Source organism: Candidatus Thiothrix sulfatifontis, from assembly GCA_022828425.1.
Taxonomy (GTDB): Bacteria; Pseudomonadota; Gammaproteobacteria; order Thiotrichales; family Thiotrichaceae; genus Thiothrix; species Thiothrix sulfatifontis.
In genome coordinates, this window is the sequence record CP094685.1 from 754,307 (window position 1) to 778,917 (window position 24,611).

At 50.6% G+C, this 24,611-nt stretch carries 29 protein-coding genes and 2 pseudogenes; 17 read left to right on the plus strand and 14 right to left on the minus strand.

The genetic code is table 11. From position 1 onward, the window contains the following. Positions 1-61: 61 nt before the first annotated feature. Both L3K52_03795 and L3K52_03800 read right to left on the minus strand, forming a co-directional pair. Positions 62-1,618 carry a hypothetical protein gene (locus L3K52_03795; GenBank protein UOG92861.1) on the minus strand — a complete coding sequence of 519 codons (1,557 nt, stop codon included), beginning with the start codon at positions 1,616-1,618 and terminating at the stop codon, positions 62-64. 149 nt (positions 1,619-1,767) lie between these two features. After that, positions 1,768-2,985 (minus strand): GGDEF domain-containing protein, encoded by a 1,218-nt coding sequence (locus tag L3K52_03800; protein ID UOG92862.1) that lies wholly within the window; start codon positions 2,983-2,985, stop codon positions 1,768-1,770. A gap of 280 nt (positions 2,986-3,265) precedes the next feature. On the opposite strand from L3K52_03800, the gene tsaE reads away from it, so the two are divergent. The 4 genes from tsaE to L3K52_03820 all read left to right on the plus strand — a co-directional run bounded on the left by tsaE (position 3,266) and on the right by L3K52_03820 (position 6,458). Further along, positions 3,266-3,712 (plus strand): tRNA (adenosine(37)-N6)-threonylcarbamoyltransferase complex ATPase subunit type 1 TsaE, encoded by a 447-nt coding sequence (tsaE, locus tag L3K52_03805; protein UOG92863.1) that lies wholly within the window; start codon positions 3,266-3,268, stop codon positions 3,710-3,712. Positions 3,713-3,797: 85 nt separating this feature from the next. Continuing rightward, on the plus strand, positions 3,798-5,018 hold the full coding sequence (locus tag L3K52_03810) for an N-acetylmuramoyl-L-alanine amidase (protein ID UOG92864.1): 1,221 nt from the start codon (positions 3,798-3,800) through the stop codon (positions 5,016-5,018). A gap of 10 nt (positions 5,019-5,028) precedes the next feature. Then, entirely contained in the window at positions 5,029-6,075 is a 1,047-nt protein-coding gene (nadA, locus tag L3K52_03815) for a quinolinate synthase NadA (protein UOG92865.1), read from the plus strand. A gap of 83 nt (positions 6,076-6,158) precedes the next feature. After that, positions 6,159-6,458 carry a TusE/DsrC/DsvC family sulfur relay protein gene (locus L3K52_03820; protein ID UOG92866.1) on the plus strand — a complete coding sequence of 100 codons (300 nt, stop codon included), beginning with the start codon at positions 6,159-6,161 and terminating at the stop codon, positions 6,456-6,458. Between the two features lie 17 nt (positions 6,459-6,475). On the opposite strand, the gene L3K52_03825 is transcribed toward L3K52_03820, so the two are convergent. Together L3K52_03825 and L3K52_03830 are read right to left on the minus strand one after the other, a co-directional pair. After that, complete coding sequence (locus L3K52_03825) at positions 6,476-7,666, minus strand: NAD(P)/FAD-dependent oxidoreductase (protein ID UOG92867.1); 1,191 nt, start codon at positions 7,664-7,666, stop codon at positions 6,476-6,478. 83 nt (positions 7,667-7,749) lie between these two features. Beyond that, positions 7,750-8,154 (minus strand): 3D domain-containing protein, encoded by a 405-nt coding sequence (locus L3K52_03830; GenBank protein UOG92868.1) that lies wholly within the window; start codon positions 8,152-8,154, stop codon positions 7,750-7,752. 375 nt (positions 8,155-8,529) lie between these two features. Here L3K52_03830 and L3K52_03835 point away from each other — a divergent pair, with 375 nt between their 5' ends. Continuing rightward, positions 8,530-10,047 carry a DUF4080 domain-containing protein gene (locus L3K52_03835; GenBank protein UOG92869.1) on the plus strand — a complete coding sequence of 506 codons (1,518 nt, stop codon included), beginning with the start codon at positions 8,530-8,532 and terminating at the stop codon, positions 10,045-10,047. Here L3K52_03835 and L3K52_03840 read toward each other — a convergent pair. From L3K52_03840 to L3K52_03850, 3 genes are read right to left on the minus strand one after another with little or no spacing between them, the layout of a single operon-like run. After that, the gene (locus tag L3K52_03840; protein UOG92870.1) at positions 10,044-10,859 is read right to left on the minus strand and encodes a hypothetical protein; all 816 of its coding nucleotides are present in this window, start codon (positions 10,857-10,859) and stop codon (positions 10,044-10,046) included. The two genes, L3K52_03835 and L3K52_03840, sit on opposite strands and share 4 nt — an antisense overlap. Before the next feature lie 36 nt (positions 10,860-10,895). Beyond that, a complete protein-coding gene (locus tag L3K52_03845; protein ID UOG92871.1) occupies positions 10,896-12,149 on the minus strand; it encodes a type II toxin-antitoxin system HipA family toxin in 1,254 nt (417 codons plus the stop codon). After that, positions 12,146-12,412 (minus strand): helix-turn-helix domain-containing protein, encoded by a 267-nt coding sequence (locus tag L3K52_03850; GenBank protein UOG92872.1) that lies wholly within the window; start codon positions 12,410-12,412, stop codon positions 12,146-12,148. Before L3K52_03850 ends, L3K52_03845 begins: the two co-directional genes overlap by 4 nt. Positions 12,413-12,560: 148 nt before the next feature. Between L3K52_03850 and L3K52_03855 the strand changes: the two genes are divergently transcribed. After that, complete coding sequence (locus tag L3K52_03855; protein ID UOG92873.1) at positions 12,561-13,169, plus strand: helix-turn-helix domain-containing protein; 609 nt, start codon at positions 12,561-12,563, stop codon at positions 13,167-13,169. Positions 13,170-13,260: 91 nt separating this feature from the next. Here L3K52_03855 and L3K52_03860 read toward each other — a convergent pair whose 3' ends face one another. Next, entirely contained in the window at positions 13,261-14,292 is a 1,032-nt protein-coding gene (locus L3K52_03860; GenBank protein UOG92874.1) for a CDP-6-deoxy-delta-3,4-glucoseen reductase, read from the minus strand. Positions 14,293-14,397: 105 nt separating this feature from the next. On the opposite strand from L3K52_03860, the gene purT reads away from it, so the two are divergent. Beyond that, positions 14,398-15,594 carry a formate-dependent phosphoribosylglycinamide formyltransferase gene (purT, locus tag L3K52_03865; protein ID UOG92875.1) on the plus strand — a complete coding sequence of 399 codons (1,197 nt, stop codon included), beginning with the start codon at positions 14,398-14,400 and terminating at the stop codon, positions 15,592-15,594. A gap of 112 nt (positions 15,595-15,706) precedes the next feature. Here the strand turns inward: purT and L3K52_03870 are convergent, their stop codons facing one another. After that, entirely contained in the window at positions 15,707-15,970 is a 264-nt protein-coding gene (locus L3K52_03870; GenBank protein UOG92876.1) for a helix-turn-helix transcriptional regulator, read from the minus strand. Positions 15,971-16,149: 179 nt separating this feature from the next. On the opposite strand from L3K52_03870, the gene L3K52_03875 reads away from it, so the two are divergent. Further along, a complete protein-coding gene (locus tag L3K52_03875; protein UOG92877.1) occupies positions 16,150-16,920 on the plus strand; it encodes a hypothetical protein in 771 nt (256 codons plus the stop codon). A 7-nt stretch (positions 16,921-16,927) separates the two neighbouring features. Continuing rightward, positions 16,928-17,347, plus strand: coding sequence for a hypothetical protein (locus L3K52_03880; protein ID UOG92878.1), 420 nt, complete (start codon positions 16,928-16,930; stop codon positions 17,345-17,347). On the opposite strand, the gene L3K52_03885 is transcribed toward L3K52_03880, so the two are convergent. After that, a complete protein-coding gene (locus L3K52_03885) occupies positions 17,324-18,034 on the minus strand; it encodes a hypothetical protein (GenBank protein ID UOG92879.1) in 711 nt (236 codons plus the stop codon). The two genes, L3K52_03880 and L3K52_03885, sit on opposite strands and share 24 nt — an antisense overlap. Before the next feature lie 73 nt (positions 18,035-18,107). After that, positions 18,108-18,221: pseudogene (locus L3K52_03890) on the minus strand (RtcB family protein). 119 nt (positions 18,222-18,340) lie between these two features. Here L3K52_03890 and L3K52_03895 point away from each other — a divergent pair. The 4 genes from L3K52_03895 (at position 18,341) to L3K52_03910 (ending at position 21,229) form a co-directional block, all read left to right on the plus strand. Next, the gene (locus tag L3K52_03895; GenBank protein ID UOG92880.1) at positions 18,341-18,943 is read left to right on the plus strand and encodes a DUF3313 domain-containing protein; all 603 of its coding nucleotides are present in this window, start codon (positions 18,341-18,343) and stop codon (positions 18,941-18,943) included. Between the two features lie 18 nt (positions 18,944-18,961). After that, positions 18,962-20,119 (plus strand): hypothetical protein, encoded by a 1,158-nt coding sequence (locus L3K52_03900; GenBank protein UOG92881.1) that lies wholly within the window; start codon positions 18,962-18,964, stop codon positions 20,117-20,119. A gap of 16 nt (positions 20,120-20,135) precedes the next feature. Then, entirely contained in the window at positions 20,136-20,606 is a 471-nt protein-coding gene (locus L3K52_03905) for a MarR family transcriptional regulator (protein ID UOG92882.1), read from the plus strand. Positions 20,607-20,851: 245 nt separating this feature from the next. Next, the gene (locus tag L3K52_03910) at positions 20,852-21,229 is read left to right on the plus strand and encodes a DUF1311 domain-containing protein (GenBank protein UOG92883.1); all 378 of its coding nucleotides are present in this window, start codon (positions 20,852-20,854) and stop codon (positions 21,227-21,229) included. A gap of 105 nt (positions 21,230-21,334) precedes the next feature. Here the strand turns inward: L3K52_03910 and L3K52_03915 are convergent. Continuing rightward, a pseudogene (locus tag L3K52_03915) lies at positions 21,335-21,613 on the minus strand (RtcB family protein). Positions 21,614-21,728: 115 nt separating this feature from the next. On the opposite strand from L3K52_03915, the gene L3K52_03920 reads away from it, so the two are divergent. Genes L3K52_03920 through L3K52_03930 form a run of 3 tightly spaced genes read left to right on the plus strand, consistent with a single transcriptional unit; the run spans position 21,729 to position 23,284 of the window. Further along, positions 21,729-22,004 carry a helix-turn-helix domain-containing protein gene (locus tag L3K52_03920; GenBank protein UOG92884.1) on the plus strand — a complete coding sequence of 92 codons (276 nt, stop codon included), beginning with the start codon at positions 21,729-21,731 and terminating at the stop codon, positions 22,002-22,004. After that, the gene (locus tag L3K52_03925; protein ID UOG92885.1) at positions 21,991-22,701 is read left to right on the plus strand and encodes a HipA N-terminal domain-containing protein; all 711 of its coding nucleotides are present in this window, start codon (positions 21,991-21,993) and stop codon (positions 22,699-22,701) included. The genes L3K52_03920 and L3K52_03925 overlap by 14 nt, the downstream gene beginning before the upstream one ends. Then, a complete protein-coding gene (locus tag L3K52_03930; GenBank protein UOG93963.1) occupies positions 22,604-23,284 on the plus strand; it encodes a HipA domain-containing protein in 681 nt (226 codons plus the stop codon). The genes L3K52_03925 and L3K52_03930 overlap by 98 nt, the downstream gene beginning before the upstream one ends. Before the next feature lie 4 nt (positions 23,285-23,288). Here L3K52_03930 and L3K52_03935 read toward each other — a convergent pair whose 3' ends face one another. After that, complete coding sequence (locus L3K52_03935; GenBank protein UOG92886.1) at positions 23,289-23,708, minus strand: hypothetical protein; 420 nt, start codon at positions 23,706-23,708, stop codon at positions 23,289-23,291. 53 nt (positions 23,709-23,761) lie between these two features. Between L3K52_03935 and L3K52_03940 the strand changes: the two genes are divergently transcribed. Then, complete coding sequence (locus L3K52_03940; GenBank protein UOG92887.1) at positions 23,762-24,022, plus strand: UPF0175 family protein; 261 nt, start codon at positions 23,762-23,764, stop codon at positions 24,020-24,022. Here L3K52_03940 and L3K52_03945 read toward each other — a convergent pair. Then, a complete protein-coding gene (locus tag L3K52_03945; protein UOG92888.1) occupies positions 23,959-24,555 on the minus strand; it encodes a hypothetical protein in 597 nt (198 codons plus the stop codon). The two genes, L3K52_03940 and L3K52_03945, sit on opposite strands and share 64 nt — an antisense overlap. Positions 24,556-24,611: the final 56 nt, after the last annotated feature.

Below are 24,611 nucleotides of genomic sequence, written 5' to 3' on the forward strand. Positions count from 1 at the left end.
TTAATCAATCAAGGGTTCATAATTAATCAGGGTGCTCTGCCATAATCATTAAATTTTAATATTAAGCGGATGTCATGAGTTTTTTGATTTCCCCTAACGTGCCCAATACTTTTTTTAATGCTTCGTGCGAAAAAATAGACCGATTATCGGTATTTGTGGTTTCAATTAATTGCGCATTACTGCGCAATAATTCCTGAAGCTCTTGCAAGCTACGTACCGTTTGTCCCAGACGAAAGCAACTTACGCTGCGGGCTAATTCACCCCAGTAACCAAAATATTGAATGCGCTCTGCCAGCACCCATGCGTTCTGGTAGCGCCCCTGATTGAACGCGTGCAGAAAAGGCAACACGTAGTACCAATTAGGTTGCGGAAACGCCAGCGCCATAAGATCACGAATCGCTTGTATGCCCGCCGCCTGATCGCCAGTCATGTACAACCCGAATCCATACATGTATTCCACCGACGTGTCGAACGGGTTTAGTTGGCGTGCCGTTTCTAACTCGCAACGGCACAGGGCATTATCGCCGACAAAGTAGCGATTGTGCGCAAAAATGGAATGCGCCTCCGCATTGCCGGGGTCAAGTTTTAAGGCGGTGCGGGCTGCATGTGTCCAAGTGGTTTCCAGATGCTCAATCAAGTGGTATTGCAGCACGTGATCGTAGCCGCACAAACGCGCCAAAATCACCAACGCTTTGCCGTCATGCGGAAAGTGTTGCAGGCGTTGTTGGCAGCTCATAACGGCTTTGTGAAAATTCTCGCGGGTAATATCGTGTAAAAAAGCCAGATAATCCACCAAAGCGGCGTGGTGGGCGGCGATGGGGGCGATCATACTTTGCTGATATTGCGCCCAGTAATACAGCATTCTCCCAGAATGCACGGCAACCGTGTTCGCTGCCACTTGCGTCCATAATTTGTCCAAATCTTGTTGGCTGGGTTGCGTTGTTAAATGCAAGGTATCTGCCCATACCAGTTCATTGTTGAGCGCGTGAACGAGCACCACAAACAATTCGACTTCCGTCTCGGTAATTTGCAGATCGCAATCCAAGGTGTAATCGGTTTGGTGAAGTTTGGCTCTGTCTTGCGCATCGCCCGCCACCACGCGAATATTGCGGAAACGGTTGAGCACAAACAACAAGTCGTTGCGTAATTTATGGCACAACGGCGCGGCATGAGCAGTCTGAGACGTTTCCAGCACTTGGCAGCGCAGCAAGACACGCGGGCCTTCGGTAACTTGCGGCGTCAAGGCAGCGTCGGTCAGTGTCGCTGTCTTAGGCGGGTTATTTCTTAGCACAAACGCCGCTTGATACGCACCCTTCGGTATGGTGATCATGACATTACTGGTGTTATCGGCGCTTGCGTAGTGCGTTTTTAACAATTTACGCAGACGCCCGGCTTCAATGCGCACCACTGGGTTGTAAGCCGGTGAGAAATCCGCCGGTTTGCCAAGGGCGTGGATCGCAATGTTTTGTTGGTTGAGGGCATCGCCGCGCCCGGCTAAGGTTTCATGCACAACATAGTGTAAAAACCGTTTGATAATTTTTCTGGCGCGAAAGCATGGGCTGGTAAGCAGCGCGTCAAGCTCCGCAATAACGCGTTCTTTATCAATATTTGTGCTCATGGAAGCCAGCAATTCCCCGTATTCTTGTGTTTCTTCTAAAAGATTGAGCGCTACTTTATAGCATGTTTTTTATCGAAGAAAACGCTATTCCATGAAACCGAATGGATTTCTTGTAACAAATTGTAACGAAAAATAAGCAAATTCAGCGTTTAAGCGGCGTGGGTGGTGGCGGTTTGTGGCATGGGCAACTTGATAATGCCTTCGCCACAACTTTCCCTGGCAATTTGGTTGCGTCCGTTACGTTTGGCGCGGTAAAGCGCGCGATCGGCGGCATTCAAAAGCATCGCCGGGTAAACCACCGCAGTATCATGCAACGATGGCGCTTCATGCACCGCATTTGGTGTGCAACTGGACACGCCAATGCTGATCGTCACAATGCGCGGAATTGCGCCATCCGAATGCGGTATGCGTTGATCTTCCACACTCTTGCGCACACGCTCTGCCAATAAAGCGGCATCTTCCAAATGCGTATCCGGCAATAAAATCACGAATTCTTCACCGCCGTGACGCGCCACAACATCCGATGCCCGCCGTGCCACTGCTTTAATGCACTGCGCGATAATTTGCAGGCATTGATCGCCCGCTTGATGCCCGTGCTGGTCGTTGTAACGTTTGAAATGATCGACATCAATCATTAACAGTGACAGGGGTTTTGCGTCGCGAGTGGCACGCCGCCATTCCATTTTAAAGGTTGTGTCGAAAAAACGCCGGTTAGAAATCTGCGTAACGGGGTCGGTGTGCGCCTGTTCTTGGACTTGAATCTGGGCGCTGTGCAAATCATTCAACAAGCCAGTGATCGAACGCGATACCATTGCCAATAAAACACCTAGCAACGCGATTGCCAGCGCCAGTGATTGTTGCGCAGTGCCGCCCAGCAACAATAAATTCAAGGCAATCGGCAACAGAATGGCACCGATTTGCAAGTATAAAGCCAAACTGGAAAGCGCCAACACGGGCATGGCGGCAACAATTGCCCCCGCCAACAACAACACATGCACCGCTTGCATCGAGGGGTCAAATGAGAACAAGATGAAACCTGACACGCCCCACAAGGCACTAATGAGGGTGGAATACACCAAGTAGCGTTGCCCTAACTCTTGTAATTCCTCACTGGAATAATGTTGGGAGGGTAAGAAGTGTTGTCCGAACAACCAGCGCATCACATTCATGGCTAAAATCGCAGCGAACCACACTAGCAGTAACGCCATGTTTTCGGTGCTTTCCGCCCAGCGCAATAATACAAACAGCGTCGCCGCAAACGCGTTTCCCCACAGCCAAGTCGCCCCGTGCCGCGAGAGGAAGGTTATCTGTCCCTGAATAATCAGGGGCGATGTGTGTAAGGATGCGCTGAGTTTTTTCTTATTCATTGAAGTTTTTTCTGGGTTGCAACCATCGGTTTAGTGCGCCTTGGCGTGACGCCCCTGTCAATGCCAAGTCTGAATATAGTGCATCTTGTGAGGGATTGCGCTAGCTAGGTTGAATGTTTATGGGTTAATAATAGATTTTTTTTATAATAAAAGACAAGCTCAAAAAGTAGGCGCATTTAAGTCGAACGGCTGTTAAGTGACTATCGCCGGTGATCGCCTTGCAATAAAATGAAGCGGCGCAAAATAATGCTCTACCCGCACACCATCATGGGAACAATACATGAATAACTGGCAACAGGTCGATGACGAAGCCGCGATGCTTGCACTGGGCGCCAGCGTTGCCCAACAATTCCCTAGCGGCGGTCTGATTACGCTACACGGTGATTTGGGGGCGGGTAAAACCACGCTGGTTCGCGGTCTGTTACGCGCCTTGGGGTACACGGGCAATGTCAAAAGTCCCACTTATACCTTGGTTGAACCCTATTATCTGGCGGGACGCGACATTTTTCACTTCGATCTGTACCGTTTAGCTGAACCAGAGGAGTTGGAATACATGGGTATCCGCGATTATTTGCGCTCGGATGCACTCTGTCTGGTGGAATGGCCTGAAAAGGCCGCTGGGATCCTGCCCAAGGCGGATTTGCGTATTCACATACGCTACTGCGGTGAGGCGCGAGAAATCTTTTTAGAAGAGTTTAGCTATTTTAATCATGATGTTAGCGCGTAATGATAAAAATTCACTTGAAAAGTACGCCACGCTGTATTAATACTTATAACTAAGACATGTTTTTCCACCCATTGCGAACTGACCCATGAACAGCAAACAATTGAGCCGCCGAGGTTTTATCTTGAAGTTGGGCGCACTGGCCGGAGCGGTCGCCAGCGGATTCAAGAGCGTGTCAGCGTTGGCTGCCGAAGCCGTCGCCGGACGTTTAACCGGCGCAAACCTGAGCGGAACCGCTGATAAACTGAATTTCTTGCTGCAATTGGATGCGCCAATTGCTTACAAGGTTTTCACCCTCGACAAGCCGGATCGGGTGGTTATTGATTTAAAAAATACCACCATGCAAGGCAAGCTCAAGCAAGGGGCGCACGATCGTAAGCCAATCACGGGGATCCGCTATTCTGACCGCGAAGACGGCAGTTTGCGCGTGGTACTGGACGTTGCAGAGCGAGTCGCCGTCAAATCTTTATTAAGCGTAGACGGCGTTAATCATCTGCTTACCGTCAGCCTCAGCCCCACTGGGAAAGGCAGCAGCGGCAGTGGCAAATCGAAGACGCCCAAAAAATCCGCTCCAGAAGCAGACAAACCGGCGGGCTCTGAACCTTCTAAGGGCAAATTTATAGTGGTGATCGACCCTGGTCATGGTGGTAAAGATCCCGGTGCGGTTGGTGCTAACGGCACGCAGGAGAAAGAGGTGGTGTTGCAAGTTGCCCGCAAATTGAAAGCACGGATTGATCGTGAAAAAGGCATGAAAGCCATCCTCACCCGTGACAGTGATAAATTCATCCCCCTGCGTGAACGCATGGATATTGCGCATAAACACAAAGCCGATTTGTTTGTATCGGTACACGCGGATGCCAATCCCAGCTCGCGGGTCAGTGGCTCCTCGGTATATATTCTGTCTGAAAATGGTGCATCTAGCGAGGCGGCGCGGGTGCTGGCAGAAAGTGAAAACTCTTACGAATTAAAATTTGGCGGGCGCCATACCAGCGATAGAATTGCTTCCGTTTTGCTGGATTTGAGCCAGAATGCGATGATGGATCGCAGCTTGAGCTTGGCAAAAGGCGTGCTGAACGAACTCACCAAAGTGAATAACCCGTTGCGCCGCCGTGTTGAAAGTGCCCGCTTTGTGGTGTTACGCTCACCGGATATTCCATCGATGTTGGTAGAAACCGCATTTATCAGCAATCCTACGGAAGAAAAGCGCCTACGCACGGCTGAATACCAACAAAAGTTGGCGAGCGCGATGTTTCAAGGCATCAAGCGCTACCAGATTGCGTATGCGGACAGTGGGCGAGCCAATACCTGAGCATTAATTTATGAGCAAACCAATTACCATTCCGCTGATTAAAGTGCCGCTCACGGCACACATTGAAGCGCTGAATCCGCATTATAACCCTGAGCAAAAGCGTCTGGTTAAAGAGCAAATTAAACAAAAGCTCAGGGAACAAGACGCGGTATTGGTGGCGCATTACTATGTCGAACGCGATTTGCAGGAATTAGCCGAAGAAACGGGCGGTTATGTTTCCGACTCATTGGATATGGCACGCTTTGGCAATGAACACCCTGCGAAAACCCTGATTGTAGCGGGTGTGCGTTTCATGGGCGAAACCGCCAAAATTCTCAATCCAGAAAAGCGCGTGCTAATGCCGACCTTGGAAGCCGAATGTTCCTTGGATTTGGAATGTCCCGCTGACCAGTTTATCCCGTTTTGCGACGAACACCCCGACCGCACTGTGGTGGTGTATTCCAATACCAGTGCTGAGGTCAAAGCCCGCGCCGATTACGTGGTGACCTCAAGTATCGCGGTCGATTTGGTCACATGGTTGGATGAACAGGGTAAGAAAATCCTGTGGGCACCCGACAAGCACTTAGGGCGTTATATTCAACGCTTGACCGGGGCAGATATGTTGCTGTGGCAAGCGGCTTGCGTGGTGCATGACGAATTCAAATTTCGGGCATTGGGCGAGATGTTGGAGAAATACCCTGATGCAGGCGTCTTGGTGCACCCTGAATCCCCGGAAGAGGTTATTCGGTTGGCGGATGCGGTGGGTTCCACCTCGCAATTGATCAAAGCTGCGCAAACGTTGCCCCATCAGCGTTTTATTGTGGCGACGGATAGCGGGATTTTTTACAAAATGCAGCAAGCGGCACCCGGTAAAGAGTTTATTGCTGCGCCCACTATGGGCGAGGGAGCAACTTGCAAAAGTTGTGCGCATTGCCCGTGGATGGCGATGAATGGCTTACACAATCTGCTAAGCGTATTGGAGACCGGGGGCAATGAAATTTTGGTGGAAGAAAATGTGCGCGTAAACGCCTTGCGCTCAACCCAGCGGATGCTGGATTTTGCCAAGATGCGCCGCTAACCAGTGTGAGTATTGACACGCCCTAGCCCTTTACGAGTAAAATAGTTTACTAAATTACTAGGCAATTTGAGGAGACTCTGACAATGAGTGTAGAAATCCCCGCACGCGATGGTGACGGCTACTTAATTAGCATGGATGACTGGACACCTGAAATTGGTAAAGCCATGGCTGAAGCCGATGGCGTCGATCTGACCGATGCCAAGTGGGAACAGATCATGAAAGCGCGTGAATATTACGACGATCAAGCTGTCGTACCCCCGATTCGCAAGTTCTCTAAATTCATTAACATGGATCAAAAAGAACTGTTTGCGCAATGGAAAACCGGCCCGATGAAGCCGATTACCAAATACGGCGGTTTGCCGAAGCCGACTGGCTGCGTGTAAGTCTTTGGGGTGCGGGGTTAAGCATATTGCCCCGCACACCAACCCGACGCCCACGCCCACTGAAAATTATACCCCCCCAACCAGCCGGTGACATCCACGGTTTCACCAATGAAATACAGCCCCGGCACTTTGCGGGCTTCCAGTGTTTTAGACGATAACTCGCGCGTATCCACCCCACCCAAACTCACTTCAGCCGTGCGCATTCCTTCGGTACCCGCCGGGGTTAATTCCCATGCGTGCAATTGCGCGGCAATCGACTGAAGCATTTTATCGCCGTATTGCCCTAACGGTCGGTTAGGAAACACGGTTTCGCACAGCCGTTGTGCCAAGCGATTGGGCAAGACTTCGGCTAACAGCGTTTTCAATTCCGCTTTTGGGCGTTGCTGTTGCACCGTTTGTAGCCACGCATAAGCATCTAGCCCCGGTAGCAAGTCAATCTGCACTGCCGCCCCTGTTTGCCAATACGATGAAATTTGCAACATTGCCGGGCCACTCAAGCCTCGATGCGTAAACAGCATCTGTTCGCGAAAATAACCGTCCCCGCAACTGACTGCCACTGGGGTGCTAACACCTGCCAAGCCCGCAAATAAGCCTTCTAATAAAGTCTGGTCAAAGGTGAACGGCACGAGTGCAGGCGAAAACGGAATGTTTTTCAAGCCAAACTGCTTGGCGATGTGGCTGCCGAAATCGGTTGCCCCCATGCGTGGAATCGAGGGGCCGCCGGTGGCAATCACCAGTGACGCTGCTTGGAACGCTCCTTGCGTGGTGTGCAGGTGAAATTGCGCGTCTGCTCGCTGAATCTGAGTGACATCGGTATTGAGGCGTAAGGTGACAGCGGCTTGTTGACACTCTGTCCACAACATCTCCACGATCGCGGGGGCTTTTTGGTCACAGAACAGTTGCCCCAAGGTTTTTTCATGCCAGCTCAAGTGGTAATGACGCATCAAATCGAGGAAATCGTTGGCGGTGTAGCGTGCCAGTGCGGATTTACAAAAGTGGGGATTCTGCGACAAATAAGCGGCTGGGTTGACGTGCAAGTTGGTGAAATTACAACGTCCGCCACCGGAGATGAGAATTTTTTTGCCGATTTTGTCGGCTTTATCGAGCAATAGCACGCGCCGCCCGCGTTTTCCGGCTATCGCTGCACACATTAATCCCGCCGCGCCTGCGCCGAGAATTACCACATCATAAGTTTCTGGAATTTGCATGAGCGCATAATAAGCGTTTGTTTGCCAAGAAAAAAGCCCGCGATAGGTGCGGGCTTTGAGTAATCCTTCGATCGTGAGTGTTATTACCAGTGAATGCTAACGTTGCGTTTTCCCCAACGTTTTGCTTTGCGCACGTCTATCCCCATGTAAATGTCGATTTTTTTGCGCCAGCGGGCATTCATTTTATCCATAACGATGTATTCGCCGTCGAGGTATTCACCATCGGGGCTTTTGATTTTTACTTTATCGCCGTATCTGAGGCCGTGTTGTTTCAACAAATCTCTGGAAATGGCGATGGCTTTTAAGCCAGGTGTTAAGCGATCGCCCCATGCGGCGATGTCTGGAGTGTTATCCGTTTGTGCAGGAACTGAATTATAAGCAGTCGCGGTTACATGAAGGCTGTTTGGCCGTTTCTGCCCAGCCGAGGCGATTCCAACCATGTTAATGGTTAGAAGAACCACTGTCAGGAGACGTTTTACAGTAAACATAAATTAACCTAAATTTTTGATTTAATAAGAAACTTTAGTAAAATTGATTGAAGGATTAAAAAAGAGATTAGCATATCAAGATATTCTAATAAAGGGTGCGCACCCGTGCGACTGACCAACGGCACGTTTTGCAGTGATAAATGAGGGGCGACACTAATCAACTTCACTGTATCTATATAACAACATACTATAGAGTACTGGAGTGTATATCAGAGACAGTATGTTGTCATTTTTTTGCTACTAAAAAGTTCCATTGTTTATTATATAAATTAATAAATATTTTTTATAATTTATGTTAAACAGTGGCTTAGCCTTGGATTTGCTCTTGTTGGTCAGTTAATCAGAAATTTAAATGGATAAAATACGATTTTAATTATGGTAAACACTATTATTATTGCCACTTTGAATGCACGCTACACCCATGCCTCGTTGGGTTTACGCTACTTATTAGCCAATCAGGGTGAGTGGCAAGCGCAAACAAAAATCATGGAATTTACGATCGCAATGCGCCCGTTGGATATTGCCGAGCAATTATTAATCGGTCGACCGCGCATCATCGGTTTGAGGGTGTATATCTGGAATATCACCGAAACCACCGCCTTAGTAGCGTTGCTCAAAGCACTCGCCCCAGACGTGGTAATCGTGTTGGGCGGCCCGGAAGTCAGTTACGAAACCGCGCAACAAACAATTGTGCAGCAGGCGGATTACGTGATTACCGGGGCGGGCGAGGTGAGTTTCCGGCAGTTGTGCGGGCAATTGCTGCACGGGCAAAAGCCTTTGAATAAAGTTATTGCGGGTGAACAAGTGCCGTTGGCGCAGTTGATGCTACCGTATACGCAATACACCGAGGATGATTTGGCGACACGCTCGATTTACGTGGAAGCCTCACGCGGGTGCCCGTTCAAATGCGAGTTTTGCTTGTCGGCTTTGGATAAAACCGCGTTGCCGTTTGAATTACAAAACTTTTTGGCGGAAATGGATCGGCTGTGGCAGCGGGGTTTGCGTCAGTTTCGCTTTGTGGATCGCACCTTTAATCTGAAAATTGCCACGACGGTGGCGATTCTGGACTTTTTCTTGGAACGCTTGGATGCGGCAACGTTTTTGCATTTTGAGCTGATTCCCGACCATTTGCCGGACGCACTTAAGGAACGGATTACCCGTTTTCCACCCGGTTCTTTGCAGTTTGAAATTGGCATCCAAACCTTTAACCCAGAGGTACAGGCGCTGATTAGCCGCAAGCAAGACAATGCAAAATCGGCGGAAAATATCCGCTGGTTGCGGGAACATTCTGCCGCGCATTTGCACACCGATCTGATTTTTGGGTTGCCGGGGGAAGATTTGCCGAGTTTTGGGGCGGGTTTTGACCGTTTGATGGCCTTGAATCCGCATGAAATTCAGGTGGGTATCCTCAAGCGTTTACGCGGTACGCCGATTATTCGCCATACCGAGGCGTTTGGGATGGTGTATAACCCACAGCCGCCGTACAACATTTTGCGTACCGATCGGGTGGATTTCGACACCATGCAACAGATGAATCGGTTTGCCCGCTATTGGGACATGATCGCCAATTCCGGGCGGTTTGCGCACACCTTGCCGTTGTTGTTGGGGGATGCACCGTTTGCGCGTTTCTGGGCATTATCGGCTTGGATTTATGCGCAAGTGCAACAAACGCATCAAATTGCGTTGCCGCGTTTATTCGTGTTGGTGCATGGCGGCGGGCAGGCAGTGTTGGGGATTGAGCTAAGCGTGTTGGAAGACGCTTTGCTGCAAGATTATGCGGTCACGGGGCAGAAAGGGCAGATTCCATTTTTGAGCGAAGCCCGTAAAAACCGGGCAACGCCACAGGATGGCGGCAAAAGTGGCAATCAGCGCCAATTACGCTTTCTGAATTAGGACTTGCTGCACACTTCTTTGGCAAACGTGGGGTAATCGACAATTTTGGCGCTTTCGCAGGCAATCTTGCAGCGCCGCCCGAACGATTCCCCAACAAAGCCGGGGTGTTCACCTACCGCCGCGACCCCGCGTGTCAGGTAGCCGGGGAAACTGGCTTGCGGGTCGGCGCAGTTGCCATCGGTTTCGCGGTGTTCTTTGCACGCGCCTAGGGCTTCTTCGTACAACCAGCGGCAGTTTTCTTCGCCAACAAAGCTTTTGGGCACGGTTTCGAGTTCAATGCCCAATTGACTGCCTTGCAGTACCGCATTTTTGTGTTTGCCCGCTTGGAAACCCAGATCCAGCAATAAGCGTTCGCCATCGACATTCACGGTGAGATCTTCTGGCACCGCGTTGAAATCGGGATGGCTCACCATGATGGGGTCAGCGTCTTCCTCCAACAGCAGGAAATGGAACTGGTTTTGCGGGCAAGCCGTGCCGCCGCAATTCGTACCAAACAGCACCACATCGCGGTTATTTTGTTTAATGTAGTAGTGCAGCGACAGGTAAAAACCTTCTTGTTGGAAAATCTTCTTATCATTCAGCAGCAAGGAGTCTGGGGGGGAGTCGGGCTGGCTGTGGGTGATTTGTAATTTGCCAAACCGGGTATCCAGCGTCTCATTTTCCAGCTCCAAGGCTTGGATATAGGTTTCCAAGACGGTGACGTTGGAGGAGGGCGAGGCTGCTGGGTTTTCGGGAGCGTTATCGCAGCCTGCTAACAGTAACAGCAGGCTACAGGCGCTTACCCAACTTAAATGTGCCAGATACTTCAGCATAATAATCATTAATCCGGTGAGGTTCAGGTTTGGATACTAATGGATAGCCATCAGTTCGGCAATTCCTTGTTTCCAAACGGTTTGCATCCGTTCACCGATTGCGGTGAAGGCGGGGTTTTGGTGTTGATAGGCTTGTAATTCCGGCAAGGTGCTTTCCAAGCCGTGCGCCACCCATTCCAGCAGGTGTTTGGCGCGACGCTCGTTGATATTGCAAAACTGGCGGGCAAAGGCCAACAGTGCTTTGCGTTCCGGGAAGGCTTTGCTGCCCCCAAATAACAGTGCCAAGGTGTCATTGGGGATGTACGGCGTGGTGGAAACAATATCGAATGCGGGTGCAAAGCGCACTTCGCCTTCCGGGTCATTGTAGAGTACCCCGAAGTTTTTCAGGTGTGCATCGCCATTGCGCACCGCACAGGTTAGCGCTAACGAGAGGAAAAACTGCTCCAATGCTTCGTGTACCCGTGTGGGGGACACAAATTGGCGGATGCGTTGCGCAATATCTTGATAACTGCCAACGTATTTGTCATCAGTGGCCAAACCGTTCAGCACACAGAAATCTTCAAAACCGAGGTAGCCGCCATTGGCATCCAGATCGAAACGTTTGACGATTAACAGACGCCCTTGCGCGGCGAGTTCCACATCGGGGGTTTCCAGCCCGGCTTTGCGTGCGGCTTGCATACAGAAATATTCGTTGGCAGCAAGTTGTGGGAAGCGGTCGGGGTTCCAGCCTTTGACAATGTGGGTGGCATCGCGGTAACTGAATTGCTCCAATTGCGCGGCGGTGGCGACAGTATCGGCATCGCGCACTAATACTTTGGGTTGCACACCGGAAATACCTGAATAGCGAGCGTAACGTTGCAATAAATCAGCGAATAAATCTTCTGTGCCGGAATAGGTGCGCAATTCCTGCATGTCTTGCAGCGGCATCGCATCGGGCAGTGTTCCTGCGGGGGTAATGCGGATGCGCCCGATTTGCGAATGCCCCACGATGCTCAATAAGGCGAGGTCGTCAAAATTCTGCACGGTTTTTTGGAAACGGTTACGCAATAATTCGCGCAGTTCGCCTTCGGGCAGATTCATTTGAAAAATCGGGTGTACCCCTTGTTGATAGCCGTATTGGTCGGGCATGACCGGCATGGTGAGCGACACCGCTTGCGCAGGCGCGGTATCGGGTGAATAAGCAAACACGTAATTGAGCGCTCGCAGCGCACTGCGCCCTAGCGTGCCACTGCATTGGTTTTGCACGTAAATATCGAGGCTGCTTGGTGCGGTCGGTGCGGGGGTGCTCATGAGGTGCGGCCTGTTTTGCGTTGGGTAATCTCATCCACCAGCGTGTGCAAGGTGGGGCGGCGCGGCGCGATGGGTTGAACGAGTAATTCCAAGCCCAACACGGAGCAGAGGGCGAGTATTTTGCGAATGCCGACTTCGGGAATCGTGCCATTTTCGATTCCAGAGAGCGTAGCACGGCTCATGCCGACTTTTGCGCTTAAATCGGCTTGGGTAAAACGGCGTTGTTTGCGGGCGTCGCGCAAGGCTTGCCCTAATAATGTCATGTCCATGCCTAGTATATAGTGCAAATTAATGCTTTTAACAAGTTATGCATTATATACAGTGCATAACAAAAATGGTGTATTCTCTATCGTATTGATTTCCTTTCTGTTAAATTAATAAACGTCAGTTGATCATTGAGGAATAATAAACATGTCTGCATTAGATTTGGCAGATTACTTGCGTTTGCGTCTGCGTGCCATGCAGATGACAACCACGGAAGCTGCAAAACGTTCTGGTATTTCACGCCAAACATGGCACAAGCTGTTGCGTGCCGAAATTGGTGAAGCACGCTTATCCACCCTGACGCAGGTGGCGGATACGCTGGAAACACACCCATTAAGCATGTTGCGCATCTTTTTTAGTGGGCGCGAAGTGTCACTGGCCGGGCGTAGAGGCGGTAGCACGGCTTTTGTGCTGGGTTTTGTGGCGGATGTAACCTTCCCCGACAATAGCCAGGTTCGCGTCGGGGAAGAGTTTGAGAAAACCTGGGAAGTTACCAATTTAGGCAAAGAAGCTTGGATTGGTTGGCATTTGCAATGCGTGAGCGTTGACGGCGACGCGAGCCTGTTGCCAATGCGTGAAAATGTGCCGATTCCTGATACTCAGCCGGGTGAGCAGGTGCGTTTAACGGTGCGTTTGCGTGCACCCAATACACCGTGCAGTGCCGTGATTTCGCATTGGAAATGTGTCAATGCGGCGGGTGAAATAGCCATTCCTTCTCATGCTGGGCTGTATTGCATGGTTAAAGTAGTGGCTTGAGATTGCTAATCCAGTGATGGTGGCTTGTCTGCCAGCGTAGAGACGCAACTTTTTGCGTCTCTACCTCAAACGAATGAAGGTCGATTCACCATCACCCCTGCATCGCTTTCAGCCTATCCGGGCTGTATTCAAACGAATCGTAAAACAATTGCGCCTCCGGCAAACCCTGCGCCAAAAACGCCATTTGCGCCGCATTCACCATCGGTGGCGGCCCGCTCAAATACACATCATGCCCCGCCGAATCCGGGAAATCACGCGCCACCGCATCGTGTACCCAGCCCGTGCGCCCCGCCCAAGCATCTTCCGGCAACGGCTCCGATAACACCGGCACATAAGTCAACAACGGGTGACGCGACACCCAACTGCGCACCACGCTATCCATGTACAAATCTGCCTTAGCCCGCACGCCCCAATACAAGTGCACTGGCTTCTCCAAGCCTTGCGCCATCATCTGTTCCAACATGCCTTTTAGCGGCGCAAACCCCGTGCCACCGCCCATCAAAATCAGCGGGCGTTCGGATTCGCGGATATAAAAACTTCCCAACGGCCCCTCAATGCGTAACAAAGCCTTTTCTTTCATCTCATTGAACACATGGCTGGTGAAATAACCACCTGGCACATGGCGAATATGCAATTCCAGAAACTGATCGTTAAACGGCGCATTCGCCAGCGAAAAACCGCGCCGCTTGCCATCTTTCAGCAAAATGTCGACGTATTGCCCCGCCCGAAACCGCAAGCGTTCGGACGCGGGCAATTTCAGCGTCAACTCCATCACATCCGCCGCCAATTTGCGCAGCTTTTCAACCCGCACTGGCAAGGCTTTGATTTCAATGTCCGGCTCCAGCCCCACACGCGGCGCATCAATTTCCAGATCGCTCAACGCCGCAGCCATGCACAAAAACGCTTTGCCACGTTCTTCCTCATACGGCGCAAGCCCTTGCGGTTCACCAAACGGGTAATGCACCTGCCCACTCAGCACGGTGGCAGCGCACGAACCACACACCCCGCCACGACAACCGTAAGGCAACGCCACGCCTTGGCGCAAACCCGCCTCCAAAATTGCCTCGTTAGCTTCTGCCCAAAATGTGTGTCCCGAAGGTTGAACCGTTACCTTGAAAGTCATTGCTGTATCCCTAAAAATCTCGAATCGGCAGAGTGTAACGCGCCGGAATCGCTTGTGCTATTCTCCAGACTTTTCCGCCCACTTGTTGCCACTCGGAGGCCATTCATGCGCATCGGAACCCCGCTTTCCCCCTCAGCCACCCGCGTCATGCTGCTTGGCAGCGGCGAACTCGGCAAAGAAGTCATCATTGCCCTGCAACGCTTAGGCGTGGAAGTGATCGCGGTTGACCGTTACGCCGATGCGCCGGGGCATCCCGTTGCACACCGCGCCCACGCCATCAATATGGCAGACCCGCAAGCCTTACGCGCCTTGGTGGAAGCCGAACAGCCGCATTTTATCGTGCCGGAAATCGAAGCGATTGCCACCGACGAACTCGCCGCGATTGAAGCCGCCGGTTTAGCAGAAGTGATTCCTACCGCACGCGCCACGCAACTGACCATGAACCGCGAAGGCATCCGCCGGTTGGCAGCGGAAACCTTGGGTTTGCCGACTTCGCGCTACCACTTCGCCTCCAGCTTGGCAGAGATGCAAGCCGCCGCCGCTGACGTGGGCTACCCCTGTTTCGTCAAGCCGGTGATGTCATCCTCCGGCAAAGGCCAGTCGATGCTAAAAAGCGCGGACGAGGTGGAAGCCGCGTGGGAATACGCGCTGTCAGCGGGGCGGGTGAATCATGGGCGGGTGATTGTGGAAGAATGCATCCATTTTGATTACGAAATCACCTTGCTTACCGTGCGAGCGGTGGGGGAAAACGGCGCAATCGCTACCCATTTCTGCGACCCGATTGGGCATCGCCAAGTCAAAGGCGATTACGTCGAAAGCTGGCAGCCGCAAGCCATGAGCGCCAGCGCCCTTGCCAAAGCGGAAGACATTGCCGCGAAAATTACGGATAACCTCGGCGGGCGCGGCTTGTTTGGGGTGGAATTATTCGTGCGTGGCGATGAGGTGTATTTCTCCGAAGTCAGCCCGCGCCCGCACGACACCGGCATGGTGACAATGGCAACGCAATTCCAGAACGAATTCGAGCTACATGCCCGCGCTATCCTCGGTTTGCCGGTGAATACTGCATTGCATTCCACGGGCGCAAGTGCGGTAATTTACGGCGGGCTGGAAGCGGAAGGCATTGCGTTTGAAGGCGTGGAACACGCGCTGCAAGTGCCAGAAAGCGACGTGCGCTTATTCGGCAAGCCGGTGGCGTTCGAGCGGCGGCGCATGGGCGTGGCGTTAGCGCGGGGCAAAGATACGGATGAAGCGCGAGCACGAGCGGCAGAAGCGGCAGGGCGCGTGAAGCCAATTAAAAATTAACCTCCTAAATGTGCAAATACCACATCACCGTAGAGACGCAAAATTTTGCGTCTCTACATTCGCAGACCCTGGCAACAAATTCATGCGCTACCCCTCCATCCCCAGCTTGCAATTAGACTGTCGCGCCACCTGCCGAATACTGCTTCCACTGATGATTCGATGCCCCATTCGATTGGAAATACACCTCCAATAAATCGGGAACCGAAGTCCGCAACGTCGCCGCCACTTTGATTAAGGTCGACACTTTCGCCTCCTGAATCTCGGCGCGCATTAGCTTGTGCCATGTTTGCCGCGAAAGCCCCGAACGCTCTGCCACGTCTTTGATGCTGAGACCCAACACCTGCATCCGGCGTTGCACGTAATTGGCTAAATCCATTGATGACATCCCCTGTTCCCTCGATAACACCCAATAATGGCATTGAGTTTCACGGTTTGGGCGTGGGGCAACAAGGTAGAAATTTCCACCCTTGACGATGCCGCTTGAGCGTGGCAGTCGACTGCCGTTAGACTAGTGGTACTAACACCCAAAGCCCAGTTGCTGGGAAGTCTGGATTTATGCGCCCTCATCAATATTTACTCGGTGACTTTGTTAATACACTGTTTTCCAAACCCTCGTTTCAAGAACGCTTCACGCTTTACGTCAACTTCATCGAAACGCTGGGGTTTGAGGGGCGGGTTGTCTACACCTACTTGCCGCTGTTGAGCCTGGAACGCGAAGGCAAGCTATTCCCAGCCACGCCAGAATTCACGCATACCCATGATTACCCGGTTAATTTTCTGCAACACTACGTCGCTGAAAATTTGGATCGCTGCGACATCAGCGTCAAAAAAATCAAAAACAACGATTTTTCACTGACAAACTACCGCGAACACGCTGAAACCATCGGACTGAAACCTGATGAAAATCATTTTGATAAGTTAGCCACGCAATTATACGGCTGCGTGAATGCCCTCAGTATTCCCGCTGCGGGGGCAATCGGCATTTCCACCATCAATATTATCAGCAGCGAACACCCTGATATTTTTAACCATTTAATGCGCGAACGCGCCGAACTGTTGTTGCAGATGACGCAGATATTCCACAGTTTGGTATTATCCGACCCGCAAACCTGCACGCGGTTTACCTCGCCGTTTTTGCCAAGCTTAAATGAGACCGAAATTACCATTTTACGCTACGCAGCCACGGGTAAGCCCTTCAAAAACATTCAAGATCACACGGGGATTTCGTATCGCTACGCCAGCAAGGTGCTGGATAAACTGCGCGATAAATTAGGGGGAATTAATCGGGATAGATTGTTCTATTTAGCCGGATTATTGCATTTGTGAACCAGCAATGAAAGCAACAACACCCTATCTCAACACTGACCTTGACCTGATTGCCGAGCAGGATTTGACGCTTCTGGTGCAGGCGTTGGAAGCCAGCGGTTTGTATTCATTGCACGCGGGTGTTGGTGATGACGGCAAATGGTATGCAACGTTGGAAGTCAATGAAGCGGCTGACGAGGCATTGCACCTGCGCCAGCCTGAGCTGACTATTGTGCTCATGCTTGATGCTATCGAAGCACTGGATGCTCCAGCCCGTGCCATTTGGGACGCTTGCATGACCAAAACATTGGACATTGGTTATCAATGCGGCGGGTTACGGGTCAGAAATGGGCTGACAAATGTAACCCTAACCCGCATGACCGCTTTGGGGGTGGATATGTCTATCTCGCTGTATCCGTGCGAATTAGATAACATCAGGAATCATTAATGGTCTATCAATAAGGCAAAAATCTTCCTGTTCATGCTTTTTTAATGTCGCAACAAATTGATCTCTTAATACACCTGCATCTTGACCAGCCGCGCGTAGTGCCAAGGTTTCTTTTGCATAAAGCGGGGCTATTGCCAACATACGTACATCCCCATAAGGTGTTGAAAAAACAGCGGGAATGCTCGGTGATGAATAACCTAGAATAACGCCAACATGCCCCTCATCTGTTGTATGGTAAACTTCAGGCATACAAGGGGCAGGAGATTCGAGGGACAGACAGGAATAATGCTTAAACAGATTCAGGTTAGCAGGCTCATAAGCAATATCATCAGACACTGCTTTGACAAGTCTGAATAAGCAGGATGACATTGCCTCCTCAATGTTTAGATTTCCTGGCATTTCCGCGCAAATTTCCACCCCAAAACCAAGGGGTGTGCCGTCATCCCAGTAGGTGTCACTCATGCCGTCAGTGGCAATGATGACGGAATGAGGACGATTAATGATTGTCCAAGCGGGTTTTTCTCCGGGCCAGACGGAGCCATCGCCCAAGAAACAGGGATGATTAATGGGTGTCAGAACAAAAGGACATACCTCGCCAAGGCTGGCATAGAACGTGGCACGCGCTTTCTCTGTTTGTACACTGGTATCGGTATCTATGGTTTCACAAGATTGTTCGTTCATGTCCATTGTTTGTCTATCCATTCGTAATGTTAAGAATTCACCTATCCTTAAACATACGTTATTTTTAGGCAAATAGGGATCACCCCTTCACACATACCATCTGCTTCAGCATATGCAGCACTTCCACCAAATCGCTCTGCGCCGCCATCACCTTATCAATCGGCTTGTAAGCCGACGGCGTTTCGTCAATCACACTGTCTCTACGCGGCATTTTTATTAATGCTGACTAAAAAGTACTGTTGACAATAGTTAGTATGCTTACTATATTAAGGTAAGCTTACTTACTATCATCAACGCTACTGGAGATCGACCATGAAAAAGTTAATAGCCGCAACCATTGCCAGTTTGGTTTTATTGAGCGCGTGCTCGAACCTAGAAACGACACGCTCAGGTTTTCTTAACAACTACGAACAGATGCAGCCCAATGGAAAAGGCACACTAACCTATAGCAATTCCCTTGCACAAAAACGCTACACTGCGTTTTTAGTCGATGACGTGCAGTATTCTCAGGGCGATAAAGGCGAAGTGTTGAATGCAGAACAAATTGCCACACTAAAAGACACCTACCGTAACGCCGTTACCAAAGCTTTTTCAGACAAATACACCTTGGTATCGACACCCGCCGCCAACGTGATGCGGGTGCGCCTTTCTATCACCAGTGTCAACAAATCAACCGTGCCGCTTAACTATGTTTCAACACTAGTGCTGTTGACACCGGTATCAAACGGCGGAATTAGCACCGAGAGTGAGATTGTTGATGCACTGACGGGGGAACGCCTATCCGCCTTAAGCACCCATAGCAACCCCACTGTTTTTGATGGGAAATTTTCTGGCTACTTTAACCCAATTGGTCACGCGCAAGCGGCGTTAGAAAGTCACGCCACCCAACTTCGTGAAACCGTTGCACCTCGCTAAAACAGAAGGAAAAAACGCATGAATCGTAGAAAATTTATAACGATAGTAGGCTCGTCCGCGATTGTGTTGGCTGCGGCTGGTTTTGAAGGCTATGGCTGGGTTAAAACACGTAGACCCGACAGAGCCTTGGCACCATGGGATAATGCAGGCAATGCTTCGTACCGTGACCCACGAATGAAAGCCCTGTCTTATGCCATATTAGCCCCCAACCCGCATAATCGACAGCCGTGGTTAGTGGATTTGAAAACACCGAATCGCGTGGTGCTGTACTGCGACCTTGAGCGCTTGCTGCCGCAAACTGACCCGTTTAACCGTCAAATTCTGATGGGGCACGGCTGCTTTCTTGAGCTGTTGGATATTGCGGCGCGTGAGTTAGGTTTTACGGTAACGATCACGCCGTTTCCTGATGGATTTTCCGATGAAGCACTCGATAAACGCCCGATTGCGCTTATCGACTTTACGTTGGATACAGCCGCCGATAAAGACCCCTTGTTTCAGCAAATCACGAAAAGACGCACGAATAAAGAAACATACGATACCAACCGCCCTGTCGATCAAGCGAAAGTAGCCGCCATCTGCGAAGCCGTCAGCCAAGGCGTATCCTCTGACTTTACGTTAGACAGTGGCTTAGTATCGCGCTTGCGTGATTTAACCCTACGCGCCCATTTGGTGGAATTTACGACCCCGCGCACTTGGAAAGAAACCGTCGATTTAATGCGCATTGGCAAAGAAGAAATTGAAAGAAATCCTGACGGCGTTGACTTGGGTGGCGCGTTTTTAGAAGGCTTAAGCGCACTTGGGCAAATATCCCGTGAACAAATGACCGATGTTAACAGCACCGCGTTTAAGCAGGGACTTGATATATATAAAGAAAAAATAGCATCCTCGATGGGATTCGTGTGGATTACTACGCCAACCAACACCCGGTTTGAGCAAATCAACGCGGGGCGTAGCTGGGTACGCATGAATTTAAAAGCAACAGAACTGGGTGTTTCGGTCAATCCGCACAGTCAGGCGTTGCAAGAGTTCCCAGAGATGCAGGAACTATTTGTTGAATTGCATCAAGAATTACACCTAGAATCACCCAGCCGTTTGCAAATGTTTGCCCGCATTGGCTATGGCCCCGTTGTTGACGTTTCACCGCGTTGGCGCATCGACAGCAAAATAATGACCTGACCATGTGGATATGAATGTGCAGCACGATACACAAACTTCGTTAGCTAATATTGACGGGGTGTTTCAACTGTTTGTTGAAGTCAACATCACCCAGATGTTGGCGACGACTGAAATGACGCGTGTACTGCCGCATAAGCTGACATTTTCTCAGTTTTCGCTGTTAAGCCATTTCAGCCGCACCGAAAATTTGCAACGCAGCATCGTTGATCTGGCTCGTATTTTCCAAGTGACTAAACCCAGCATGGGGGAGACTGTAGACAAACTACTCAGCAAAGGATTTGTCAAGGTCGAAGCGAATCCTGCCGACCGCCGCGAAAAAATAGTATCGCTGACGGAACAGGGTGCTGCGGCTAAACTGGATGCCGAAAAAGCGATTTATCCCTTGCTTGAAGCCATGCTTGCACAGATGGGTGTAGCGCAGTTTGAAGCTGCCTACACCGCTCTCAAACCCATCCGGCAATGGTTGGATGACAATAGAAACGTTTAGCAAAGCACCGATAAACTCACCCCTTCACACATACCACCTGCTTCAGCGTATGCACAATCTCCACCAAATCGCGCTGCGTTGCCATCACCTTGTCAATTGGCTTGTAAGCGGACGGCACGTTTTCTTGCAGACCCTAAAGTGGCTAGTATTCCTTCCTGTATTAATATATAACACAGTTGTGTCACATGTAAGCGACACTATCACCTCATCCATCATTATATTTTCCATTGAATCAGGATTTTTATATGAAAAAATACTTCCTTTTGGTCACATCAATATTTGCTTTCTCAGGTTACGCTATTGCAGGAACGGGCTTGCCCTGTGGAGAGATGGCTAAATCTGATAGTTTCCAAACTGACGGCGAGTTCAGTCAGTGCTTAACTCAAACAGATCAGGAGTTAAATGGCTCTTTCGAGGCTCTTAAGAAAAAAATGAAAGACAGAAATGTTGCGGCTGATCTTAAAAATATGCAATTGGGCTGGATAAAAATGCGCGATGCTCAATGCACCGTAGAAGCAATGACTGCCAATCTAGCCAATGGCATGGAAAATCGCGCAAAAACCTGCAAAATTCGCATGACGAGCGAGCGTACTGCTGAGCTGGATGCTATCGCGGATATGTGAATCCAAGGTAAATGCGTAAGTCCTAAATTAATTCAGGAAGATGGTGATACGCTCCATCTTCCTGGTTATGCCAGATTCGCGGATTGCTGGCGCATCTGCCCTTACTCACCTCTTCACACACACCACCTGCTTCAGCGTATGCAGCACTTCCACCAAATCACTCTGCGCCGCCATCACCTTGTCAATCGGCTTGTAAGCCGACGGCGTTTCGTCGATCACACTTTCATCCACGCGGCATTCCACCCCGGCAACAGCGCGTTTATGCTCCTCCAGCGACACGCGGCGTTTCGCCTCAGTACGCGACATCACGCGCCCCGCGCCGTGGCTACAACTGCAAAAACTTTCGGCATTACCCAGTCCGCGCACGATGAACGATTTCGCTCCCTAAAAAGATAAAAGTCCTATCTTTCAATTTGTTCCTGCTTTAACAGGAACAACTTTGCATCCTGTCCCCAATACGCTATTATTCCTTGAATAGCAGGAACAATGGTAATCCCATATGGCAAGACCCCTGACCCCACTTCCCACCCCGCAACAATCCGGCGCACTCACCCCGGAATTGCTGGGGCAATTCATCCGCGCCAAGCGCACCCAATCCGGTTTGCGGATTGACGATGCTGCCGCGTTACTCGGTGTTGCCAAGGACACCTTGAGCAAGCTGGAACGCGGGCATTCCGGCGTGCAACTCGGTACGTTGCTGCAAGTGCTCAACGGCCTTGGCATTGCGCTAAAAGTGGAGCCGTGGACGGAAGGTGGCGACGATGACTGGGTATGAACACCGCCTGCGGGTTTGCTTGGGGGAACAGCCCATCGGTTTCCTGCTGGCAGATGTGCAATGGCAATTGACGCTGGAATACACACCGGCATGGCAGGCCAGTGGTTTCGCCATTTCGCCACACTTGCCGTTGACCTCAGTCGCGAACCATCAGGTGCTGCAACGTTTCCTGCGTAACTTGCTGCCCGAAGGTCAGGGTTTCGACATCCTGCTGGAAAACTACCGACTTAGCCGTGCCAATACCTTTGGCATTATTCGTGCGTTGGGAACAGATACGCCCGGTGCATTGCAGTTCTTGCCCGAAACGCTTGAACCCATCCAGCCCGCCCACTTGCGCCCGATCCTGCCTGCTGAATTGCTGGAGCGGCTCGACAATCAACCCGCCCGCAACCTGATTGTGTGGGATGGTCGCCCGCGCCTGTCGGTGGCAGGCGTTCAGCATAAAATCAATGTGTTGGCGGATGCACAAGGCGGGCTGGCATTTGGCGAAGGCAGCTTGTGTTCCACCCATATCCTCAAATTCGAGCCAGCCAACCAGAACCATGTGGTGCTGAATGAATACCTCTTGTGCTCAATCCATCGGTTTGCCCGTCGCAGCGGTGGAATTGCGGCGTTTCGGGCAGCATCGTGCGTTGCTGGTGACGCGCTTCGATCGCAAACGCCAGGGCGATACGGTATTGCGCCGCCATCTGCTTGACGGTTGCCAGGCACTCGATTTGCAGCCTGAATACAAATACGAGCGCAATTTTGGTAACAGCCCCGATGTGGCGGCTATCCGTGACGGCGCAAGTTTGCCGCGTTTATTCGCCTTCTGCGCCCATTGCCGTTCGCCTGCGCTTGCCCGCAAATACGTGCTGGACTGGGTGCTGTTCAATCTCATCATCAGCAATTGGGATGCGCACGGCAAAAACATCAGCTTTTTCGTCGGCAAAAACGGTATCGAACCCGCGCCTTGCTACGATCTGGTCAATATCGCGGTGTATCCCGAATACCAGCAGGAGCTGGCGATGGCGTTGGGGGATGATTTCGATACCCGTGTCTCCGCCTTTCAATTGGCAGATTTTGCCGCGAGTTGTGGTCTGTCGCGCTCACTGGTGCAGGCAACACTTACCGCGATGTGCAAGCAGGTCGTGGAACAATTGCCCCGCGTGTGGGCGGCGTGTGTATTGAAAACCCCGGCAGAACAGCAGTTTGCTGCAAACTTGCGGGATAGCATCCAGCAGCAGACAAGCCGCTTGCTGGAACATGCAGGCATGATGCAGGATGTGGAGATTCAGTGAATGCTTACCGCCGCCACTCACTGACAATTTCCTCGTATTTCGCATCGACCAAACCCTGCTCATCAGCACACGCAGACAATGCCACTTGCAGCGCAGAATATTGCTGGGGGTAAGCACGCAATTGCTCCATGATGTGAATAACTTCCGCATCGCTCAAAAACTGTCGTTGAATCAATGCCAAACTCGCGGGTTCAACGATGTCTTGCATGGGGTGAGAAAACGCCACTTTCCAGTAAGCATACATCGCCAAGTGTTGTTCAAGATTCAGGGTGACGGATGTAGGCAAGCGGCAAATTTCATGCAACACCAGAAACGGCGCATCGCCACCGATTTCTAGGGATTGCGCAATGAGTTGCTGCCATGCGGCTGTGTCGTGATAGGGGAAACGGCAGTCGATGTGGTCGTAGAATTCTTGGTAGGTCATGCGGAAATCTCACGTTATGATGGAGTATGGAAACGCAAATACAGGTGTCTGACATGCAAATTATACTGGATATACCCGAAGACTTCGGGCGTGACACGCTTCCCGAACTGGAAAAGCAAATCAAGCTGGAGGCGGGCATTGCACTGTTTCATGCAGGGAAAATATCTGCTGGATTTGCTTGCGAGTTTGTAGGTATAGATCGTTACCGCTTTTACGAAGAATGCGCCAAACGCGATATTCCGGTAGTTAACTACGATCCCGGCGAACTCGAAGCGGAGTTGGAATATTTGCGTAGTGATGACACTCTTGCTTGAAAAAGTCTCTGAAACTCTTCTTGTAACCACATACCTGTTCTTGTATGGCAATGCATATCAAAATCAGTGACTTGGATGTCATAGAAGCTTTTTGGATGAGTCAAACGATTACGTGCCCATTTCGCCGTAAGAAACTCATTGAATTCATTATCTTGTGTTGAGAGTTGAAAATCTATGTTCCAAATTTTCGCTGCCAGTTTGAAGGTTCGTTGAACATTTTGCTCCAATGATAAAAATTTTCTATGCGAAGTTCCTACGATGGTTAATGAACCCAGTGTTTCCCGTTCTTTTGCCGAGAGTGGGTTGGAGTATTTTCTAGTCCGAATTGTTGATCGCAGCTCAACCTTTATGCACTCAATCAAAGCCTCTACGTAAGAAAAGACTGCGCGAACAACGCAACGACGTAAGTATTGTGACTGCCGATCCGTTTCCAAAATTTCATAGGCAGCATCAATATCAGCACGTAATTCTTGGAGAAGATCATAAGTACGAATAAGACCTTCACCTTTGTCGATACGTGGATGGCTTGGCATTTTGTTGTTCAATCCTTGGTAGTTACTGTCGCTTAAATTTCTATTGGGTTAGATCG

What these genes read in the sequence shown, in the direction of transcription:
- L3K52_03795 (UOG92861.1), bottom strand. Translation starts at nt 1,618, where the DNA reads ATGAGCACAAATATTGATAAAGAACGCGTTATTGCGGAGCTTGACGCG.
- L3K52_03800 (UOG92862.1), bottom strand. Translation starts at nt 2,985, where the DNA reads ATGAATAAGAAAAAACTCAGCGCATCCTTACACACATCGCCCCTGATT.
- tsaE (UOG92863.1), top strand. Translation starts at nt 3,266, where the DNA reads ATGAATAACTGGCAACAGGTCGATGACGAAGCCGCGATGCTTGCACTG.
- L3K52_03810 (UOG92864.1), top strand. Translation starts at nt 3,798, where the DNA reads ATGAACAGCAAACAATTGAGCCGCCGAGGTTTTATCTTGAAGTTGGGC.
- nadA (UOG92865.1), top strand. Translation starts at nt 5,029, where the DNA reads ATGAGCAAACCAATTACCATTCCGCTGATTAAAGTGCCGCTCACGGCA.
- L3K52_03820 (UOG92866.1), top strand. Translation starts at nt 6,159, where the DNA reads ATGAGTGTAGAAATCCCCGCACGCGATGGTGACGGCTACTTAATTAGC.
- L3K52_03825 (UOG92867.1), bottom strand. Translation starts at nt 7,666, where the DNA reads ATGCAAATTCCAGAAACTTATGATGTGGTAATTCTCGGCGCAGGCGCG.
- L3K52_03830 (UOG92868.1), bottom strand. Translation starts at nt 8,154, where the DNA reads ATGTTTACTGTAAAACGTCTCCTGACAGTGGTTCTTCTAACCATTAAC.
- L3K52_03835 (UOG92869.1), top strand. Translation starts at nt 8,530, where the DNA reads ATGGTAAACACTATTATTATTGCCACTTTGAATGCACGCTACACCCAT.
- L3K52_03840 (UOG92870.1), bottom strand. Translation starts at nt 10,859, where the DNA reads ATGCTGAAGTATCTGGCACATTTAAGTTGGGTAAGCGCCTGTAGCCTG.
- L3K52_03845 (UOG92871.1), bottom strand. Translation starts at nt 12,149, where the DNA reads ATGAGCACCCCCGCACCGACCGCACCAAGCAGCCTCGATATTTACGTG.
- L3K52_03850 (UOG92872.1), bottom strand. Translation starts at nt 12,412, where the DNA reads ATGACATTATTAGGGCAAGCCTTGCGCGACGCCCGCAAACAACGCCGT.
- L3K52_03855 (UOG92873.1), top strand. Translation starts at nt 12,561, where the DNA reads ATGTCTGCATTAGATTTGGCAGATTACTTGCGTTTGCGTCTGCGTGCC.
- L3K52_03860 (UOG92874.1), bottom strand. Translation starts at nt 14,292, where the DNA reads ATGACTTTCAAGGTAACGGTTCAACCTTCGGGACACACATTTTGGGCA.
- purT (UOG92875.1), top strand. Translation starts at nt 14,398, where the DNA reads ATGCGCATCGGAACCCCGCTTTCCCCCTCAGCCACCCGCGTCATGCTG.
- L3K52_03870 (UOG92876.1), bottom strand. Translation starts at nt 15,970, where the DNA reads ATGGATTTAGCCAATTACGTGCAACGCCGGATGCAGGTGTTGGGTCTC.
- L3K52_03875 (UOG92877.1), top strand. Translation starts at nt 16,150, where the DNA reads ATGCGCCCTCATCAATATTTACTCGGTGACTTTGTTAATACACTGTTT.
- L3K52_03880 (UOG92878.1), top strand. Translation starts at nt 16,928, where the DNA reads ATGAAAGCAACAACACCCTATCTCAACACTGACCTTGACCTGATTGCC.
- L3K52_03885 (UOG92879.1), bottom strand. Translation starts at nt 18,034, where the DNA reads ATGGACATGAACGAACAATCTTGTGAAACCATAGATACCGATACCAGT.
- L3K52_03895 (UOG92880.1), top strand. Translation starts at nt 18,341, where the DNA reads ATGAAAAAGTTAATAGCCGCAACCATTGCCAGTTTGGTTTTATTGAGC.
- L3K52_03900 (UOG92881.1), top strand. Translation starts at nt 18,962, where the DNA reads ATGAATCGTAGAAAATTTATAACGATAGTAGGCTCGTCCGCGATTGTG.
- L3K52_03910 (UOG92883.1), top strand. Translation starts at nt 20,852, where the DNA reads ATGAAAAAATACTTCCTTTTGGTCACATCAATATTTGCTTTCTCAGGT.
- L3K52_03920 (UOG92884.1), top strand. Translation starts at nt 21,729, where the DNA reads ATGGCAAGACCCCTGACCCCACTTCCCACCCCGCAACAATCCGGCGCA.
- L3K52_03925 (UOG92885.1), top strand. Translation starts at nt 21,991, where the DNA reads ATGACTGGGTATGAACACCGCCTGCGGGTTTGCTTGGGGGAACAGCCC.
- L3K52_03935 (UOG92886.1), bottom strand. Translation starts at nt 23,708, where the DNA reads ATGACCTACCAAGAATTCTACGACCACATCGACTGCCGTTTCCCCTAT.
- L3K52_03940 (UOG92887.1), top strand. Translation starts at nt 23,762, where the DNA reads ATGCAAATTATACTGGATATACCCGAAGACTTCGGGCGTGACACGCTT.
- L3K52_03945 (UOG92888.1), bottom strand. Translation starts at nt 24,555, where the DNA reads ATGCCAAGCCATCCACGTATCGACAAAGGTGAAGGTCTTATTCGTACT.